Origin of the sequence: Alteromonas stellipolaris, assembly GCF_001562115.1 — a bacterium.
GTDB lineage: Bacteria > Pseudomonadota > Gammaproteobacteria > Enterobacterales > Alteromonadaceae > Alteromonas > Alteromonas stellipolaris.
In genome coordinates this window covers 4,532,084-4,548,121 of record NZ_CP013926.1, presented here as the reverse complement: position 1 = coordinate 4,548,121, position 16,038 = coordinate 4,532,084, and the positions used below count along the sequence as shown (strand labels likewise).

Sequence of the window (16,038 nt, the reverse complement as noted above, 5' to 3'; positions counted from 1 at the left end):
ACGGTATTGGTTTCGGCTACCTTGCCGCCATTCTTGCCGTCAACAGTGAGCTTTTTGGGGGCGGTGTAAAGGTCATTGCCCACACTATAATGCTAAGTTGCGGGTAGCGCGCTTTTAATAGGCTTGCCAAGGCGTTTACTGTGACACCGGTAGTGATAACATCATCCACAATGGCGATGCATTTAAGAGCAGGGTTAGAAGCGACTAATTTATCAATACACTGCGGCGTTAATGAAAACACCTGCTTAGCATGTTGTAGCCGTTGTGCTTTTCCTAAATGATGCTGGGCAGACATACCTTGTCGAATCGCCCAATTGGTGCAAATGGGAATATTCAGTGCACCGCCAATGGATTTAGCGAGCACTGCGGCCTGATTATAATGACGCGTTGCTAGCCGCCAGGAGCTTAACGGCACTGGTAAGAGAAGTTGCGCAGCGTTGTGTGATACCTGCGGTGTATGATGCGCTAAGTGTTGCTGTTTACCGACAAACCACTTGGCTAATACCTTCCCTGAAGTCAGTGAGTGTTGAAACTTAAAGCCATGAATTAAGGTGGTTATTGGGTAAGTATGTAAAGCCAGTACAGATAGCCCGTTGTAGCTACTATGCTTGACGTGCCGACCCACTGGCCCAAAGGACAGTAAGTTATGACCGTGTTCTTTGGCCGAGAAAAAAAATATATCATGTTCACACCAATGACATACTGGCGCAGGACTTGCCTGATAACATAGTAAGCATGAAAGATTCATAATACGTGGATTTTTGAATTCTTATGTTAAGTCGCTTTTTCTCGCATGCAGCTTCAGTACGATAACGTGTCTTTAAGCATTTTTTGAGATAATGGGTAATCATGCATACATGGCAGCCTATTAGGTTTGCTTCTTCATGCAACAGCCAAAGGATGTATACAGTGAAAGATTTGCATACAAACACACCGCTTGTCACCCGAACTCAAGGTACAGGAAACGATCTGGTTTTCCTTCACGGTTGGGGTATGAATAGCGGCGCTTTTACCTCGTTTATTCCCTATTTAACTAATAGCTTTCGAGTTACCACTATTGATCTCCCCGGTTTCGGCGAAAACGCTCAGCATGTGCCTTCCCCTTATAACGCTGAGTCTTTAGCACAAATGATAGCGCCTTATATTCCACCAGAAAGCATTGTTGTAGGATGGTCTTTAGGTGGTTTGGTGGCGCAACGACTAGCCTTACTTAGCGGCAATAAAGGGTTAGCTCTTAAAGGTTTAGTGACAATAGCCTCTACACCTCGATTCATCGCTGGCCACTGCTGGCCTGGCATTGCAGGTGATTTACTGGCTATGTTCGAAAGTCAGTTAGAGAGTAACTACAATAGAACGCTAGAGCGCTTTTTAGCCATTCAAGCGATGGGAAGTGATACGGCCCGCCAAGATATCAAAGCCATTCGTGGGCATATCAGTGAATACCCAGAACCTGACCAGCATGCGCTGAAACAAGGTTTAAGAATTCTTTCCACAGAAGATTTACGTCAAGACATTGGCCGCATAACGGTGCCAACCCTTCGACTTTATGGCCGTTTAGACAGTTTAGTGCCTACCAGTGGTATAGATCGTATCTGCGAGTTGCACCCTCAAGCCGATACCGTGGTGTTGCCCCATGCAGCGCATGCGCCCTTTATTTCTCACCCCCAACAAAGCGCCGATATTTTGTTTAGTTTTGCATCAAGCGTTTACCAACAAAAAGCATCGTGACCCGGTGCTTTTAAGCTGCGTTATGTGATGGGTAGCGAACGTCAGTGGATACGCCTTAGTTTCTTGCTAGCCAAAAACTAGACGCGGGGAAATAAATATTGCTCGTTTTCACAGCCAGTTAAGGTGAATGAGCGGTACAGACCTTTTCATTTTGTACAATTTGGTTAATAATTGCACATGAGAGTGTAGAGGTAGTGTATGTCTGGTATATCGGGTGTAAATAGCAACAATATAAATTCGGCAATTTTGTCGGGGCAATTCGGCTTGCAGAATGCCAGTAATGGTATAACGCAGGCTGCGTCTAATATTGCCCAGCAAACCACAAGCGCAGAGCGTGATCCGCAGGCTGTTTTAGCCAATTCTGCCACCCAGAGTTTACAGAATATACGCAACATACTTCCCACTCCACAGGATGATGTCACCACAAACCTGTTGTCATTGAAAATCAACAGTATTAATGCTCAGGCTTCCGCCAAGGTACTTGATGTGGCTAATGACACCATAGGCACCATTATTGATACGTTAGCGTAGTCGTGTAGGAGTGTAATGTGAACATTGTTACCCCTATCCTTACGGCCATAGCGTACCCTACTGCAAACGTTAATACTGAGTCTGCAAGACGAGACAACGCATTACGTGAAACCATTCCTCAGTCGGGGGATGCAGAGAAAGGGGCATCGCAAAAAGGCCTAGGTTCGGACACTGACAAAGCTCGTAATCCGGGACAAACGCCTGCGCCTGTTACCTACGATCGCCCCCAAATCCAAACTGAACTGCAAAGCGCGTTTGAAAGCGTGTTTGGCGAACAAAAAGACAATGGCTCTGATGAAAGCGCCGGCAAACAAAATGCCCATGATCAACAGGAATCAGGCCAACAGGAATCAAATCAGCAAGCTTCTGGTGAGCAAGCTTTACAGCCTGAACAGCAGACAGAAGAAGAACAGCAAGAGATAAGCAACTTAGAGGCGCGTGATCAAGAAGTCCGTACCCACGAGCAGGCGCACGCCGCTGCGGGTGGGCAATACGCTGGGACGCCGCAATATGAATATACCACGGGGCCAGATAACAAACGTTATGTTACCGATGGTGAAGTGTCTATTGATATTTCTGAGCTAAATAGCCCTGAAGAAACCCTTCGCAAAATGCAGCAAGTACGTGCCGCGGCACTCGCCCCTGCTGAGCCTTCGGCGCAAGATTTAAAAGTGGCTGCAGAAGCGACGCAAAAATCTTTTGAAGCTCGCAGCGAAATTGCTGAAGACAACGCTGCTACATCGGTAGCGCCAAGCGCATCAGAGATTACGCCACCTGATATTGATGAAATTACCGATAATGCGGGTGTCGAACGCCCTACTCGGGCATTAGATGAAGCCGTTTTACAAGCGCAAACGGTTGAGCAAAGCGCCGTAAGCCAAGGAATACAAAGCCCTACCAGTGAAGCTTCAAATGAGATTGGTGGTGGTTTTGATACGCGCTCATTAGCCTTTGGTAATGAAGTTCAGGAAAATCAAGCTAACTCAGCCCGTATTGGCCGCATTCAAAACTTCTACACCCAAGCCTATACACCAGTACGTGAAGGTTTTTCCGCTAGCGCATAGCGCTTAATGATAAACGTTCAATGCTTATCTAATCTCGATTACTGCTCACTGCCAATAACCCGTTCTCAACACTACTATTTTCAGAAATACTAACCTCCACTGTGCAAATGCAAAAAAGCCAGCATGCATGCTGGCTTTAAAACGCTGACTTTAAAACGACGATCGCGGGTGTAAACAATAACGTTAGACGTTATTTCTTTGCTTTAGCGAACGCATCGGCAAAGGCGTTACCCATAGCACTGTTTTGCTGCTGGTTTTGTCCGCCTCCACGCTTGTTTGACTTATCTGCGCGAGGGTTCCCACGCTGAGACCCATTATTAGCACGAGGGTACCCACTAGACTTTGCGTTAGCTGCGCCATTGCTGTTATTGCTTTTACCTGATTGGTTTGATGAGGTCGGTGTATCTTCTAGTCGCATAGTAAAGGATATACGCTTACGTGCTACGTCTACCTCAAGCACCTTAACCTTAACAATGTCCCCTGCTTTTACTACATCCCGCGGGTCTGAAATGAACTTGTTGGTTAGCGCTGAAATATGCACTAAACCATCTTGATGGACACCTACATCAACAAAAGCACCAAAGTTCGCAACGTTGCTCACAACGCCTTCTAAAATCATACCTGGGGTAAGATCTTTGATAGTCTCCACCCCTTCTTTAAAGGTCGCTGTTTTAAACTCAGGTCGAGGATCTCGTCCTGGCTTATCTAGCTCGCTCAAAATATCTTTTACCGTGGGTAAACCGAAAGCGTCACTGGTAAAGGTATCAGGTGATAAGGTTTTCAGTAGCTCTGTGTTACCGATAAGGTCGTTTACGGCAACCGCGGCCGTATTCACAATTTTATCTACCACTGGATAAGCTTCGGGGTGAACCGCAGATGCATCTAGCGGGTTACTGCCATTTACGATACGTAAGAACCCAGCGGCTTGTTCAAAGGCTTTTGGCCCCAAACGCTCCACTTTCATTAGCGCTTTTCTATCGCCGAAAGCACCATTGGTATCTCTAAATTGCACAATGTTATTTGCAAGGGTCTTGTTTAACCCAGATACATAGCTAAGTAGCGCGGGTGAAGCCGTATTTAAATCTACACCTACCGCGTTCACACAGTCTTCAATAACGCGATCGAGAGATTTACCTAACTGGCTTTGGCTCACGTCATGCTGATATTGGCCTACACCAATAGCTTTAGGTTCAATTTTTACAAGCTCGGCTAGCGGGTCTTGTAGACGACGAGCAATGGAAACTGCCCCACGTATAGACACATCTAAATCAGGTAGTTCGTTTGACGCTAATTCAGACGCAGAATAAACCGATGCACCGGCTTCGCTTACCATGATTTTTTGTGCACCTAGCTCTGGGTTAGCTTTAAGCATTTCCCCTACAAGCTTATCGGTTTCACGAGAACCTGTACCATTACCTATACTGATAAGCTCAACTTTATATTGCTTGCACACGGTGGTAAGCGTACGCAGTGACTTATCCCACTGATTCTGAGGCGCATGGGGGAAAATGGTATTTTTAGCGACAACTTTGCCGGTTTTATCTACGATGGCTACTTTCACACCCGTACGAAGGCCAGGATCAAGGCCCATGGTGGTCTTAGCGCCAGCAGGAGCGGCCATTAGTAAGTCATTAAGGTTCTTAGCAAACACCTCAATCGCTTCTTCTTCAGCGCGCTCACGAAGACCACTGAATAGCTCAGTTTCCATGTGTAAGGCGATTTTAATCTTCCACGTCCACTGCACTACTTGGGCTAAGAAATCATCTGCAGGACGGTTGCGGTGCATAATATTATAGTGGCTAGCAATAAGGTGTTCACAGTGAGAAGGCGCACTGGCATCATCTTGCTGTGGGTCGGCATCAAGTTGAATGTTCAACATGCCTTCGTTACGGCCACGAAACATAGCAAGGGCGCGATGTGAAGGTGCATTTTTGTACTTTTCACTGTGTTCAAAATAGTCTTTATACTTAACGGCTTCTTGCGCTTTACCGTTTGCTACTGTGCTTTTAATATGCGCGTTTTCAACAAGGTAGCTACGAATTTTACCTAACAGTGCTGCATCTTCAGCAAACCGTTCCATTAAAATAAAGCGAGCGCCTTCCAGAGCTGCTTTGGTATCTGCAACCCCTTTTTCGGCATTAACATATTCAGCGGCTAATTCGTCGATAGATTGGTCAGGGTTGGAAAATAAGGTATCTGCCAAGCCTTCAAGGCCTGCTTCAATGGCTATCTGACCTTTGGTGCGTCTACGAGGCTTGAAGGGTAAGTATAAGTCTTCCAAGGTGGTCTTACTGTCGGCGCCGGTAATATTGCGCTTTAACTCATCAGACAGTTTTCCTTGTTCATCAATAGATTTTAAGATGACTTGGCGTCTGTCTTCTAGTTCACGAAGGTAAGTAAGACGTTGCTGAAGCGTACGTAACTGAGTGTCGTCTAGCCCTTGTGTTACTTCTTTACGGTAACGTGCAATAAACGGCACCGTTGAACCTTCATCAAGAAGCTTCACCGCAGCACTGACTTGAGAAGTTTGTACGGCAAGTTCTTCGGCAATTTTGTTAATAATCATAATACGCTCTAGGCAATAGCAAATAAGGATGTAGTGGCTAGCATTAGCCTTTTTACACCGCTTTCATTCTAGTTGGAATAACTGGCGGCAATTATACCACCGCGACGGGTCAGGAGCAGCCTGATTGTATGGTCAGTATTCATGGAAAACGTTTTAACTTTATTACAGTTTATCGGTTGGATCGTACCAAATACGGTTTATCCACCATTCTTTTACGTCAGTTTCAGTTTTTACCGTAACGTCATCATCTTCTTCTTTCCCCACTAAAGCGCGGGCCATAGGAGAGTCGATAGAAATGTAATCTCGACGGCCAAAGATTTCATCGTAACCTACAAGGCGAAGTTCTAGCACTTGCCCTTGTTCATTTTCAATTTCTACCCAAGCACCAAAATAAACTTTATTCTCCTGCTGGGAGCTATAATCCACGACTTTTAGGTTTTCCAAACACTTACGTAAGTAACGTACTCGCCTATCGATTTCACGTAGTTTTTTCTTATTATATTGGTAATCTGCGTTTTCACTACGATCGCCTAAGCTAGCAGCCCACGTGACCTTTCGTGTGATTTCGGGCCTTTCTTCCCGCCACAAATGGTCAAGCTCCTGTTTTAGCTTCAAATATCCTTTTCGTGTTATCAGTGGTGTTTTCACAATTATTTAGCTAAATTGAAATCTTATGGCTAGTGTATGTGGGTGAATTAATAGAACGCAATAAACAAATGCGTCGAAATCTCCCATTTAAACCACTTTGTGCAAATATTGAACATAAACCTTTAGGTTGTTGTCGCAGTATATATAACAACCGGCTAATGAGCGGGAAACTCGAATGGAAGATGATGCACGAAAGGTGGAAAAAAAGCCTGTAGACAGGCGCCAAGCTGCAACTAACAGTTCAATGGGCGGTACTATTGCTGGCTTCATGCTGTTTTTAACGGGCGCGTTAATGGTGCTGTATGGCTTGCTTGATATTGTCGTTCGGATGGACAGCCTGATAACAGCGGGATATCTCGTGATAGGCTTGTTGATGTATAAGATTGGACAATATCTATTAAATCACTTTGCGGTATTTAAAGTACAGCGTGAACGGCGACGTGCACCACCACGTCATACTTAAATTGGTGGTCAGTATATTGCACGATACTTTGCACGATTTTTTGCATAAATAGCGAGTTATCGAATGGCTAACCGTCTAATACACCTTCCACGCAAGGTGTGCATTTGCTGTATTTGTAGCAATGGCTATGGTGCAGCGCATCCACTCATTTAAGTACTACCATCAGTTAACGCATTAAAAAAGCCGACACTTTAAAAAGTATCGGCTTTTATTAGCAGTGGCGAACGCAAAACGTAGCCGCTACGCGGGATTGAAGCGCTGCGTGATATTACTCAGCAGCTTCTTCTTTAATGATTTCTAGCAATTCAACGTCAAAAATTAGCGTTGAATTAGGCGTAATTGAACCGGTAGCACGTTCGCCATAAGCTAAATCAGAAGGGATATGGAAGCGGTACTTCGCGCCTTCTTTCATAAGCTGAACGCCTTCAGTCCAACCAGGAATAACTTGGTTAAGTGGGAATTGAGCTGGCTCATCACGCTTGTAAGAAGAATCGAACTCAGTACCGTCTAGCAATGTACCACGGTAGTGAACTTTAACGATGTCTTCAGCTGCTGGGCTTGCGCCTTCACCTTCTTCTAACACTTCATACTGAAGGCCAGACTCTGTGGTGGTTACGCCATCTTTCTTCGCGTTCTCTTCTAGATACGCCGCGCCGGCTTCAATATTATCTTGTGCGGCTTTTTGCGCCATTTCTTGTTGCTTAGCACGAAGTACTTCTTCACCTTGCTGAGCAATTTGCTGAATTTCTTGCGGGGTAAATTTCAATGTGTCGTTAAGGCCATCTTCAAAGCCTTCTTTTAACGCAGCTTCATCTAGCGGAAAGCCCAGTTGCTCTTGCTGTTGTGCGCGGTTGCTCACGAACAAGCCCATGCTCGCACCCATAGCGTATGCTTGTTTTTGCACGTCTGTCATTGATTCAGTTGAAACATCGGCGGTTTCAGCGATGTCAGTGCCGGTAGTAGCGGCCTCATCAGAGGTATTTGGCTGACAGGCAAAAAGGCCTAGGGCAGCAATAGTAGATAAGGCAACAAGCGACTTCTGCATAAAACGTCTCCATAAATTTTTATCATCATGCGTCTATGTTTAAACTGCTGCATCCAAGGCAGTCTGCACGATAGTGAAAGATGCGTGATCCATGCTATGTTAAACCTAGCATTCACAAAGCGAAACCTATTTGATTATGTTTAGGGCTCAAATGTTCCCCAGATTATTGTTACTCACCTTATTAATAAGTGGATCTATAGGATGTAGCTTCCCTGAGACCACGCCAATTAAGCAATGGCGGCACGTTGAAGAGGGAGCCTATGCAGCTGACATATCGGCTGATGGCACTATTTCTGTTGTATCAGGCATTAACAATGGTATCAACGTATGGCGTATAGGCGAGGAAACGCCCCTGTATCAATGGAGTCATCAAGGTGAAGGTAATAATTTAGTCATTTCGTTACATATATCCGCCGACAATACCCATGTGGTTACTGCTGATAGAGAAGCGTTTGCGCTTTGGAGTATTGAAACTGGCGACCCTATTGGCTTTTGGCGTATTGACGAAGCATCTATTCGGGATGTGGCCATTTCGAATAATGGCAATGGTATCTTGGTGGCTCGCTCTAACGGTAAAGTCATGTTTTTCGAGCCTAAAACCCAGCGCAGGTTAGAGTTTTTGGGCCATCAAGAAAAAGTGAACTCTATCGATATTTCTCCAAATGGCAAGTTTGCCCTCACCGGTGGAAACGACTATATCGCGTATTTATGGAGCACCGATACAGGGCAAATAATTCACACCTTTACGCATCCTTCTCGGGTAACCAAAGTGGCGCTAGATGACAAAGGCCGCTTTGCCTTTACTGCCGATAGCCAAGATAAGTCACAAGTGTGGAACGTACAAACAGGCGAGGCAATTAGCGGGCTGAGTTTTATTGCGAGGCAGAAAATCTTCACTGATGCTGTATTTTCTGATGATGGTAAGTATTTACTAACAGGTTCACCATCACGTCAAGTGTATTTATGGGATTTAAAGAGTGGAAAAGAAGTGGATGCTTGGCAGGTTGCATCACGAGATACTGTTTCACCCCCAACTGCAGTTGTTTATGGCGTTGGCTTTATGTCCGATGGTAATATTGTGACAGAAAGCAGCAGTGGTCTTGCCGAAGTATGGCAACGCAGTAAATAGAGTAAATTATGACAGATAAAAACAGCAGTACTGACAGCGTCGCATTTCGAGTAGAACTCGATAGTACGAACAATAGTATTGAAGAGCTCCAAACGAAAATAGCGTTTCAAGAGCACACTATTGAGGCGTTAAACGAAGCGTTGTCTTCGCAGCAGCAGCAACTCGATGAGCTTACCTATAAGTTACGTCACGTTATCGACAAGGTTAAGTCAATTGAGCCTTCAAATATGGCCAAAGACTCGGAAGAAACACCACCTCCTCATTATTGATACACCCGAGAACATACAAAGCTAGCGAGTATCGGGTTTAGCGCTTTGGCTATTTGAGTCTGCGGTTTTTGTTGAATCCGGCAGTGCGGGTTCAGACAAAGTCTGTAGCTCTACCGACTCTTCAATGTCGCCGTTAATAGCTTGAATAAAGGCGTTTTTAATAATGGCGCTTAGCGCACTAAACACATCAGTGTCTGGGCTACTCAAATCCCCTTCTATAGGAATACGAGTAGCTACTTGATCTTCACTCTGGTTTTCAAATATCTCAGTGACAAACGCTGACAGTAACTCTACGGTACCTTCAAGTAGGCCATCACCATCTTGCTCAATATCGCCCTTCCATGAAAATACTTCTACATGGTGCAGTATTGGTTTTATGTAACCCTTTACTTTACCATCGTCGGCAGCTACTTCGGCAGCCAGCGTAAGTGAACCAGCCTCTAGGTCAAATGGCGCGTAGGTATCCAGCAGGTTTTTAAAGTTAACGAGTGCCACGTTATCGGCTTGTAGATTGAGATCGAAAGTGGGTTTTTGTGTGGCAGGGTTGAGCTTAGCTTCAAGCTTCAATGTACCTTGCTGAGCGGTTTGCGCAGTCACTAAAGCGTTAGCCACCCGATTGTCAGATAGCGCATCGCTGTTTACCAAATTTGTTACTTCACCTTGAATATCGTGCAGCGAGATATCAATCACAGGCGAAGTATCTGGGTTATAAAACCCAATTTTTCCGTCAGTCACACTAAGTTTATCAATACTTAATGGAAACAGTTGATTTGCAATGTTAAGCCAATCTTCGTTTTTACCCGCTTGGCTGTTGTCGCTGGTGGCACCATCGACAAAGTTAATTTCAGGGCGAGTAAGATTCACCGTTCCGCTTGCCGCACCTTTAATCAGCTGGCTCCAGTTTAATGTGAACTCAACCTTTTCGGCGCGAAACAATGGCTTGTCTACTTGTCCGTTCGACTTGTACAACAATACGTGTTCTAAACTATAAGCACCGCGCCATAACATTAAATCTACGTCACCTACTCGGCCGCTGTATTCCCCCGGCTGACTGAGTGTTTTATTGATATACCACTGCGCTGCATAAGGCATGCTCATACGAATAATAATGAGTAGCCCAAGTATGGTGGCGAGTGAAATAAATAGGTAACGATTTGCGGTTTTCATAAATACTCCTTTAGAGAAGTATTTCAAGATTTATGCCGTCGAATATAAATAGAAGATGCGAGTTGTTTGATACGGCAGGTGCATTAAAATCAGTAGGTTGGTGAGGTTTTAAGCATAAAATTTACTGTTTCAGATAATGTAAAGATAAGGCTAACATGGGCGGTATCTTCACATTATGCGTAATAGTTACTGCTAGCGAATACCGTGAGTGAGAAGCTAGTGGCTATCATGTAGTACCTAGCGCAAAAATAGAAATGAGCGCTATTGCGGTAACGTTAGTGAGGTTTGAAAATGCCAATAACGTTTTCGTTTTCTCGGGTAGCCGCACTCACTTGTTCTTCGGTTTGCGCTTCATTGTAACCACAGGCTACGCACTCTAGCTTTTCTACGTTATTTTCGTAATATAGCGAGATAGTATCTAACTCTTGGCATTTGGGACAGGTAGCGCCTGCAACAAAGCGGCGTTTAATCGATTTTTGCATTGCAGCTCTCTTAACGTAATTTACTCAGTATTATACCGTGAAAAGCCATTTCCTGATCAGATTTTGATAGGAATTTGCTATTATACGCGACCTAAATTGTTCCCGCGAAGGTTATGAATGATAAAGCTTACCAACGTATCGCTAATGCGTGGCAGAAAAATACTGCTAGAAAGTGCATCAGCGCAGGTATTTCCAGGCCATAAAGTCGCCCTTATAGGGAGCAATGGCTGCGGTAAATCGACCTTGTTTGCCCTACTGCGCAATGAAATGTCAGTAGATGCAGGCGACTGTGTAGTACCTGCTGATTGGCGTATAGTGAGTGTTGCACAAGAAACCCCTGCTACCGATAGGCGTGCAATAGAATACGTTATTGATGGTGATAAAAATCTTCGCCGTTTACAAGCGCAGCTTCAGCAAGCTGAGCAAGACGAAGACGGCGTACTGATTGGTAAAATTCATGGTCAACTAGAGCAAGCCGGCGCTTACGATGTTGAAGCAAGAGCCGCGACTATTCTATCAGGGCTTGGCTTTACTAATGTTCAGCTTACCGCACCGGTTACCGATTTCTCTGGTGGTTGGCGTATGCGCCTTAACTTGGCGCAAGCATTGCTATGTCCTTCTGATTTATTATTGCTTGATGAGCCCACGAACCACTTAGATTTAGATGCCGTCATTTGGCTAGAAAAGTGGTTACAGCGCTACGAAGGTACCTTGTTACTTATTTCTCACGATAAGGCGTTTATTGATAACACAGTCGCGCAAATTATCAGTGTTGAGCAGCAACAGCTGATTACCTATACCGGTAACTATTCTGCCTTTGAAAGGCAGCGCGCCGAGCGACTTCGTTTGCAGAATATAGAGTTTGAAAAGCAGCAGCAAAAAGTGGCGCATTTAACCTCTTTTATTACTCGATTTAAAGCTAAAGCGAGTAAAGCAAAGCAAGCACAAAGTCGTATTAAACAACTCGAAAAAATGGAAACCTTGTTACCTGCGCATGCGGCTAGCCCATTTAGTTTTGAGTTCGTTCCACCTGCTGCACTGCCTAACCCTCTTGTACAAATGGAACATGTACAGTTAGGTTATGATGATCATATTGTTTTGCAGCAAGTGAAGCTGAACTTGGTGCCAGGAAGTCGTATTGGTTTGCTAGGACGAAACGGGCAAGGTAAATCTACTCTTATCAAGTTATTAGCCGGTGTACATGCCCCCAAACAAGGTGTGTTTGATACTGCCAAGGGCCTTAAAATTGGTTACTTTGCTCAGCATCAACTAGAAACTCTCGATCCTAACGCTACGCCTATTTTGCACTTACAGCGTATAGACGAAAAAGCTACCGAACAACAATTGCGAGATTATTTAGGTGGTTTTGGCTTCAACGGTGATGAAGCGCTTTCAGCCGTAGCGCCTATGTCTGGTGGCGAAAAAGCCCGGTTAGTGTTAGCACTTATTGTGTATCAAAAGCCAAACTTGTTACTACTTGATGAGCCTACCAACCACCTTGATTTAGAAATGCGTCATGCGTTGAACATTGCGTTGCAAGGCTTTGAAGGTGCCATGGTGTTGGTATCGCACGATAGGTTCTTACTCTCATCGGTATGCGAAGACTTTTACTTAGTAGATAGCGGCGAAGTAGCGGCTTTCACAGGCGACTTAGACGATTATCGCGACTGGATTTTAAAGCAACAAGCCGCAGAAAAAGCCAAAGCCAATAGCGATGCGAAAGCGTTAAATGAAGGTGCAAGCGCTGTAAGCGAGCGTAAAATCGATCGCAAAGAAGAAAAGCGCCGAGAAGCAGAGTTTAGGAAGCAAGTTGCTCCGCTGAAAAAAGCCTTAGAGAAACATGAAAAGGCCATGGACAAATGTTCAAGCGAGCTGAAAACCCTTGAAACATCGTTGTCAGACACAAGCTTGTATAACGATGATAAGAAAGCCGAGCTAATGCAGTTGCTAGATAAGCAAGCAAAGCTTACTCAGCAGCTTGAAGAAGAAGAGATGCAATGGCTTGATGCACAAGAGCAAATGGAGGCGCAGCGCGCAAGCTATGAAGCACAATAATGCTATTGTAAATGCAGAGGACTTTTGGCAGTACGCGGGCAGTCGCTACGGCAAAGGCGATGTAGCGCCACTGGCCATTTTGTTGCAAGACCGCCATGGTGTTAACGTAAATATACTTTTGTTGATATGCTGGTGTATTGAGCACGGTTACATTATCAATTTACCTCAGTTAAACGCGGTGATAAACGCCGTTGAAGCATCAGAACACACCCTTAAGCAGCATCGGCTTGAGCGAAAGCAAGCGAAGCCAGAAGACAAGCAAGATGCAAACTACCCGCAGGCCTTGGCGAAATACAATCAGCTAAAAGATGACGAGTTAGTTTTAGAAAAAGCGCAACAAGCTATTATCGTAGAAACGGTAAATAGCCTTGGTTTGGCATCTTTACCTTCAGGCGCCTCTAGTATGTCAGGTGTGTTTAATGCCTCTATCGCTGCACTCATTAATGCGTATGGGCTACGAGAAAAACAGGAAGCCCGCGAGTTAATCAGCCAGCTACTGAAGCAGTTGTCGTAAAATAACAATAAGAAAACATCATGAGCAAAATCGCGTTATCGCATGGAAAGATTATAAAAAGCAGTTTTCGGGTGCCAAGCTGGGCAAAGAACCGTCATGTTCAAACTATATGGCCGCGCTTCATTCAAAAACGTTTACCGCTAAAATACAGCATGGAACGCTTAACACTGCCTGATGACGATTTTGTCGACGTTGCGTGGGGGCCAAAGCCCGAAGAGCCCTCAGGCATTATTGTGATGTTCCATGGCCTTGAAGGCAGCATTCGCTCACATTATGCCAACGATATGATGGCCAATTTATCGGTGAATGGCTGGCAAGTAGTGATGATGCATTATCGTGGCTGTAGCGGTGTACCGAATTTAAAGCCAAGAGGTTACCATTCTGGCGAGACCGGCGATCCAAGCTTTTTTCTTGATTGGCTAAACCAAAAATTCCCCCAGATCCCTAAAGTCGCTGTGGGTTTTTCTCTTGGCGGGAACATGCTGTTAAAGCTGCTTGGCGAGAACCCAGCACAAAAATGGTTGAATGCGGCTATTGCTATATCATCACCGTTGAAGCTGTCGGAATGTGCTAAATCAATTAACCACGGTTTCTCGCGGGTATATCAGAAATACCTTTTAAACAGCATAAAAACCACACTGCGCAAAAAAATGTCGTTTATCGACTATCGTAAACTTATCCAATTAACGGGTGATGATGTTGATAGCATTACCAGCTTTGCGCAATTTGACGAAAAAGTCACTGCGCCCTTGCATGGTTTCGAAGATGCAAATGACTATTACGAGAAATGCAGTGCGTACCATTTCTTAAGTGCTATTCACTGCCCTACGCTTGTGTTGCACAGTATTGACGACCCCTTTATGAACCATTTAGTGGTGCCTAAAGAAGAAGAATTAGCGCGCAATGTTACCCTTGAACTTAGTGAGCGTGGTGGCCATGTTGGTTTTATGCAGGGTTCAGTGTTTAGCCCCAAAGTGTGGCTGCATGAAAGGGTAAAAAGATACGTTAGCGATGTATTACCCATTAACCCCAACACGCCCTACGTGTAAGTTTTCTAATTTATTAGCACGTTAGCTGGCTTTAATTCACGCATAATAGTTAGCGTGAACTCATTTTTTTCTGGAGGCAAAGATGATAATTCCAATCGATGCGGTTGATACTGAGACCTTACACAGTTTAGTGGAAGCATTTGTGCTGCGAGAAGGCACAGAGTACGGCGCTGAAGACGTCAGTATGGAAACCAAAGTGACACAGGTGTTAGATGCGCTTAAGAGCAACGAGGCGGTGCTAGTGTATTCAGAGCTTCACGAGAGTGTGGATATCAGGCCAAAAGGCGATGTGACATCCGAAAGTGAGTCTGCTCAAGAAGAGTAGAAGTGCCTTAGGTTATTTCAATAACAAACTGCTCACTAACCAATTTTAATAAGAAATTGTTCAATAAAAAAGTGCCTAAAATCGCATAAGCTCAAATTGAAGACCAAAAAAAGCCGGGCGAGTGACCCGGCTACCTTTCTTTAGGAGAGCATCCCAAAAACGAGAAAGGTTTAGAAACTGTAGCGTGCAGTTACCTGCATGATGTCTAAGTCATCCATTAGCTTGTAGCTGGCACCTACGGCCCACTGAGGAGTGACGTAATAGTTTGCACCTACTTTAAACGTCGCATCGCCATCTTCAACGTCGTAGTAACCTACTTCGCCCAGAAGCTCTACCTGCTCAGTCACCATAGAACGAACGCCCGCATTTACGCTGTAGCCTGTCTCATCATCGAAATCGCCATCGATACGCTCAAAGTTGGCACCGAAGTATGCGTCGGTAGTCGCGTTAAGCGGCATTCTGTAACCAGCACCTAGCGTTAGCATATCGAAATCGAAATTGCCTTCTTCAAAGTTGCTGTATTCACCGTTTAAATAAATATTGCTGTTTAGTAGATATTTGCTGCTTAGTACGAAACCATCTGGTTCGAATGATTCGTTATCGTCAAAATCCATCTTGCTATAGCCACCTTCTACATAACGCCAGTCTGGAGACTCAGCTAACGTTGCAAAAGAAGCAACAGAGGCTGCGGTAGCGGTAAGTGCTGTAAGTAAAGTGATTGCTTTACGCATTGAAAAAACTCCTATTTATCGCAGAAAGAAAAAATACCTGCGCTTCAAATTTTGCGTACCTGTGCATCGTGCTGTGCAAACAAGTATCGCGAATTCCATTGTTAAATCTGAAGTTAGTTTTGCAAAGGGTTTGCCAATTACGTTATTGCCTGATGTTTAAATATACGATTTTTCTTTAACTAACAGAAAGATAGTGATTTTTACCTACGACCGCTTTTTATCACCGAACTAGATTTATGAAATAGCGCTGATTATCTGAACAATAAAATGCG

General features: G+C 44.6%; 17 protein-coding genes. 10 read left to right on the top strand and 7 right to left on the bottom strand.

Annotation, left to right across the window (positions count from 1 at the left end; translation table 11 throughout):
* Positions 1-16 precede the first annotated feature (16 nt).
* Positions 17-748 carry a ComF family protein gene (locus tag AVL57_RS19265; RefSeq protein WP_057795200.1) on the bottom strand — a complete coding sequence of 244 codons (732 nt, stop codon included), beginning with the start codon at positions 746-748 and terminating at the stop codon, positions 17-19.
* Positions 749-909: 161 nt separating this feature from the next.
* Between AVL57_RS19265 and bioH the strand changes: the two genes are divergently transcribed.
* The 3 genes from bioH (at position 910) to AVL57_RS19250 (ending at position 3,323) form a co-directional block, all read left to right on the top strand.
* Positions 910-1,728, top strand: coding sequence for a pimeloyl-ACP methyl ester esterase BioH (gene bioH / locus AVL57_RS19260; RefSeq protein WP_057795202.1), 819 nt, complete (start codon positions 910-912; stop codon positions 1,726-1,728).
* Between the two features lie 198 nt (positions 1,729-1,926).
* Positions 1,927-2,259 (top strand): hypothetical protein, encoded by a 333-nt coding sequence (locus tag AVL57_RS19255; RefSeq protein WP_057795204.1) that lies wholly within the window; start codon positions 1,927-1,929, stop codon positions 2,257-2,259.
* Between the two features lie 17 nt (positions 2,260-2,276).
* The gene (locus AVL57_RS19250) at positions 2,277-3,323 is read left to right on the top strand and encodes a putative metalloprotease CJM1_0395 family protein (RefSeq protein ID WP_057795206.1); all 1,047 of its coding nucleotides are present in this window, start codon (positions 2,277-2,279) and stop codon (positions 3,321-3,323) included.
* A 190-nt stretch (positions 3,324-3,513) separates the two neighbouring features.
* Here the strand turns inward: AVL57_RS19250 and AVL57_RS19245 are convergent, their stop codons facing one another.
* Both AVL57_RS19245 and greB read right to left on the bottom strand, forming a co-directional pair.
* On the bottom strand, positions 3,514-5,889 hold the full coding sequence (locus AVL57_RS19245) for a Tex family protein (protein ID WP_057795208.1): 2,376 nt from the start codon (positions 5,887-5,889) through the stop codon (positions 3,514-3,516).
* Positions 5,890-6,051: 162 nt separating this feature from the next.
* Complete coding sequence (gene greB, locus AVL57_RS19240; protein ID WP_057795210.1) at positions 6,052-6,537, bottom strand: transcription elongation factor GreB; 486 nt, start codon at positions 6,535-6,537, stop codon at positions 6,052-6,054.
* 175 nt (positions 6,538-6,712) lie between these two features.
* Here greB and AVL57_RS19235 point away from each other — a divergent pair, with 175 nt between their 5' ends.
* On the top strand, positions 6,713-7,000 hold the full coding sequence (locus tag AVL57_RS19235) for a hypothetical protein (RefSeq protein ID WP_057795213.1): 288 nt from the start codon (positions 6,713-6,715) through the stop codon (positions 6,998-7,000).
* Positions 7,001-7,268: 268 nt separating this feature from the next.
* Here the strand turns inward: AVL57_RS19235 and fkpA are convergent, their stop codons facing one another.
* A complete protein-coding gene (fkpA, locus tag AVL57_RS19230; protein ID WP_057795216.1) occupies positions 7,269-8,045 on the bottom strand; it encodes an FKBP-type peptidyl-prolyl cis-trans isomerase in 777 nt (258 codons plus the stop codon).
* Positions 8,046-8,196: 151 nt separating this feature from the next.
* Between fkpA and AVL57_RS19225 the strand changes: the two genes are divergently transcribed.
* Complete coding sequence (locus tag AVL57_RS19225) at positions 8,197-9,174, top strand: WD40 repeat domain-containing protein (protein WP_057795218.1); 978 nt, start codon at positions 8,197-8,199, stop codon at positions 9,172-9,174.
* An 8-nt stretch (positions 9,175-9,182) separates the two neighbouring features.
* A complete protein-coding gene (locus AVL57_RS19220) occupies positions 9,183-9,443 on the top strand; it encodes a SlyX family protein (protein ID WP_057795220.1) in 261 nt (86 codons plus the stop codon).
* A gap of 21 nt (positions 9,444-9,464) precedes the next feature.
* On the opposite strand, the gene AVL57_RS19215 is transcribed toward AVL57_RS19220, so the two are convergent.
* Together AVL57_RS19215 and AVL57_RS19210 are read right to left on the bottom strand one after the other, a co-directional pair.
* A complete protein-coding gene (locus AVL57_RS19215) occupies positions 9,465-10,610 on the bottom strand; it encodes a DUF748 domain-containing protein (RefSeq protein WP_057795222.1) in 1,146 nt (381 codons plus the stop codon).
* Positions 10,611-10,885: 275 nt separating this feature from the next.
* Positions 10,886-11,092, bottom strand: coding sequence for a YheV family putative zinc ribbon protein (locus AVL57_RS19210; RefSeq protein WP_057795224.1), 207 nt, complete (start codon positions 11,090-11,092; stop codon positions 10,886-10,888).
* Between the two features lie 117 nt (positions 11,093-11,209).
* Here AVL57_RS19210 and AVL57_RS19205 point away from each other — a divergent pair, with 117 nt between their 5' ends.
* The 4 genes from AVL57_RS19205 to AVL57_RS19190 all read left to right on the top strand — a co-directional run bounded on the left by AVL57_RS19205 (position 11,210) and on the right by AVL57_RS19190 (position 15,035).
* Positions 11,210-13,147 carry an ATP-binding cassette domain-containing protein gene (locus AVL57_RS19205; RefSeq protein ID WP_057795226.1) on the top strand — a complete coding sequence of 646 codons (1,938 nt, stop codon included), beginning with the start codon at positions 11,210-11,212 and terminating at the stop codon, positions 13,145-13,147.
* A complete protein-coding gene (locus AVL57_RS19200; RefSeq protein WP_057795228.1) occupies positions 13,134-13,661 on the top strand; it encodes a TIGR02444 family protein in 528 nt (175 codons plus the stop codon). The genes AVL57_RS19205 and AVL57_RS19200 overlap by 14 nt, the downstream gene beginning before the upstream one ends.
* Before the next feature lie 20 nt (positions 13,662-13,681).
* Positions 13,682-14,710 (top strand): hydrolase, encoded by a 1,029-nt coding sequence (locus AVL57_RS19195; protein ID WP_057795231.1) that lies wholly within the window; start codon positions 13,682-13,684, stop codon positions 14,708-14,710.
* Between the two features lie 82 nt (positions 14,711-14,792).
* Entirely contained in the window at positions 14,793-15,035 is a 243-nt protein-coding gene (locus AVL57_RS19190) for a YheU family protein (protein ID WP_057795233.1), read from the top strand.
* 170 nt (positions 15,036-15,205) lie between these two features.
* Here the strand turns inward: AVL57_RS19190 and AVL57_RS19185 are convergent, their stop codons facing one another.
* On the bottom strand, positions 15,206-15,766 hold the full coding sequence (locus AVL57_RS19185) for an outer membrane beta-barrel protein (RefSeq protein WP_057795236.1): 561 nt from the start codon (positions 15,764-15,766) through the stop codon (positions 15,206-15,208).
* Between the last annotated feature and the right edge of the window lie 272 nt (positions 15,767-16,038).

Excerpts from the sequence above, each read along its gene's own strand:
- AVL57_RS19245 (WP_057795208.1), bottom strand. The coding sequence starts at position 5,889 with ATGATTATTAACAAAATTGCCGAAGAACTTGCCGTACAAACTTCTCAA.
- AVL57_RS19220 (WP_057795220.1), top strand. The coding sequence starts at position 9,183 with ATGACAGATAAAAACAGCAGTACTGACAGCGTCGCATTTCGAGTAGAA.
- AVL57_RS19195 (WP_057795231.1), top strand. The coding sequence starts at position 13,682 with ATGAGCAAAATCGCGTTATCGCATGGAAAGATTATAAAAAGCAGTTTT.
- AVL57_RS19210 (WP_057795224.1), bottom strand. The coding sequence starts at position 11,092 with ATGCAAAAATCGATTAAACGCCGCTTTGTTGCAGGCGCTACCTGTCCC.
- AVL57_RS19190 (WP_057795233.1), top strand. The coding sequence starts at position 14,793 with ATGATAATTCCAATCGATGCGGTTGATACTGAGACCTTACACAGTTTA.
- AVL57_RS19200 (WP_057795228.1), top strand. The coding sequence starts at position 13,134 with ATGAAGCACAATAATGCTATTGTAAATGCAGAGGACTTTTGGCAGTAC.
- AVL57_RS19225 (WP_057795218.1), top strand. The coding sequence starts at position 8,197 with ATGTTCCCCAGATTATTGTTACTCACCTTATTAATAAGTGGATCTATA.
- AVL57_RS19185 (WP_057795236.1), bottom strand. The coding sequence starts at position 15,766 with ATGCGTAAAGCAATCACTTTACTTACAGCACTTACCGCTACCGCAGCC.
- AVL57_RS19265 (WP_057795200.1), bottom strand. The coding sequence starts at position 748 with ATGAATCTTTCATGCTTACTATGTTATCAGGCAAGTCCTGCGCCAGTA.
- AVL57_RS19255 (WP_057795204.1), top strand. The coding sequence starts at position 1,927 with ATGTCTGGTATATCGGGTGTAAATAGCAACAATATAAATTCGGCAATT.
- AVL57_RS19215 (WP_057795222.1), bottom strand. The coding sequence starts at position 10,610 with ATGAAAACCGCAAATCGTTACCTATTTATTTCACTCGCCACCATACTT.
- AVL57_RS19205 (WP_057795226.1), top strand. The coding sequence starts at position 11,210 with ATGATAAAGCTTACCAACGTATCGCTAATGCGTGGCAGAAAAATACTG.
- AVL57_RS19235 (WP_057795213.1), top strand. The coding sequence starts at position 6,713 with ATGGAAGATGATGCACGAAAGGTGGAAAAAAAGCCTGTAGACAGGCGC.
- fkpA (WP_057795216.1), bottom strand. The coding sequence starts at position 8,045 with ATGCAGAAGTCGCTTGTTGCCTTATCTACTATTGCTGCCCTAGGCCTT.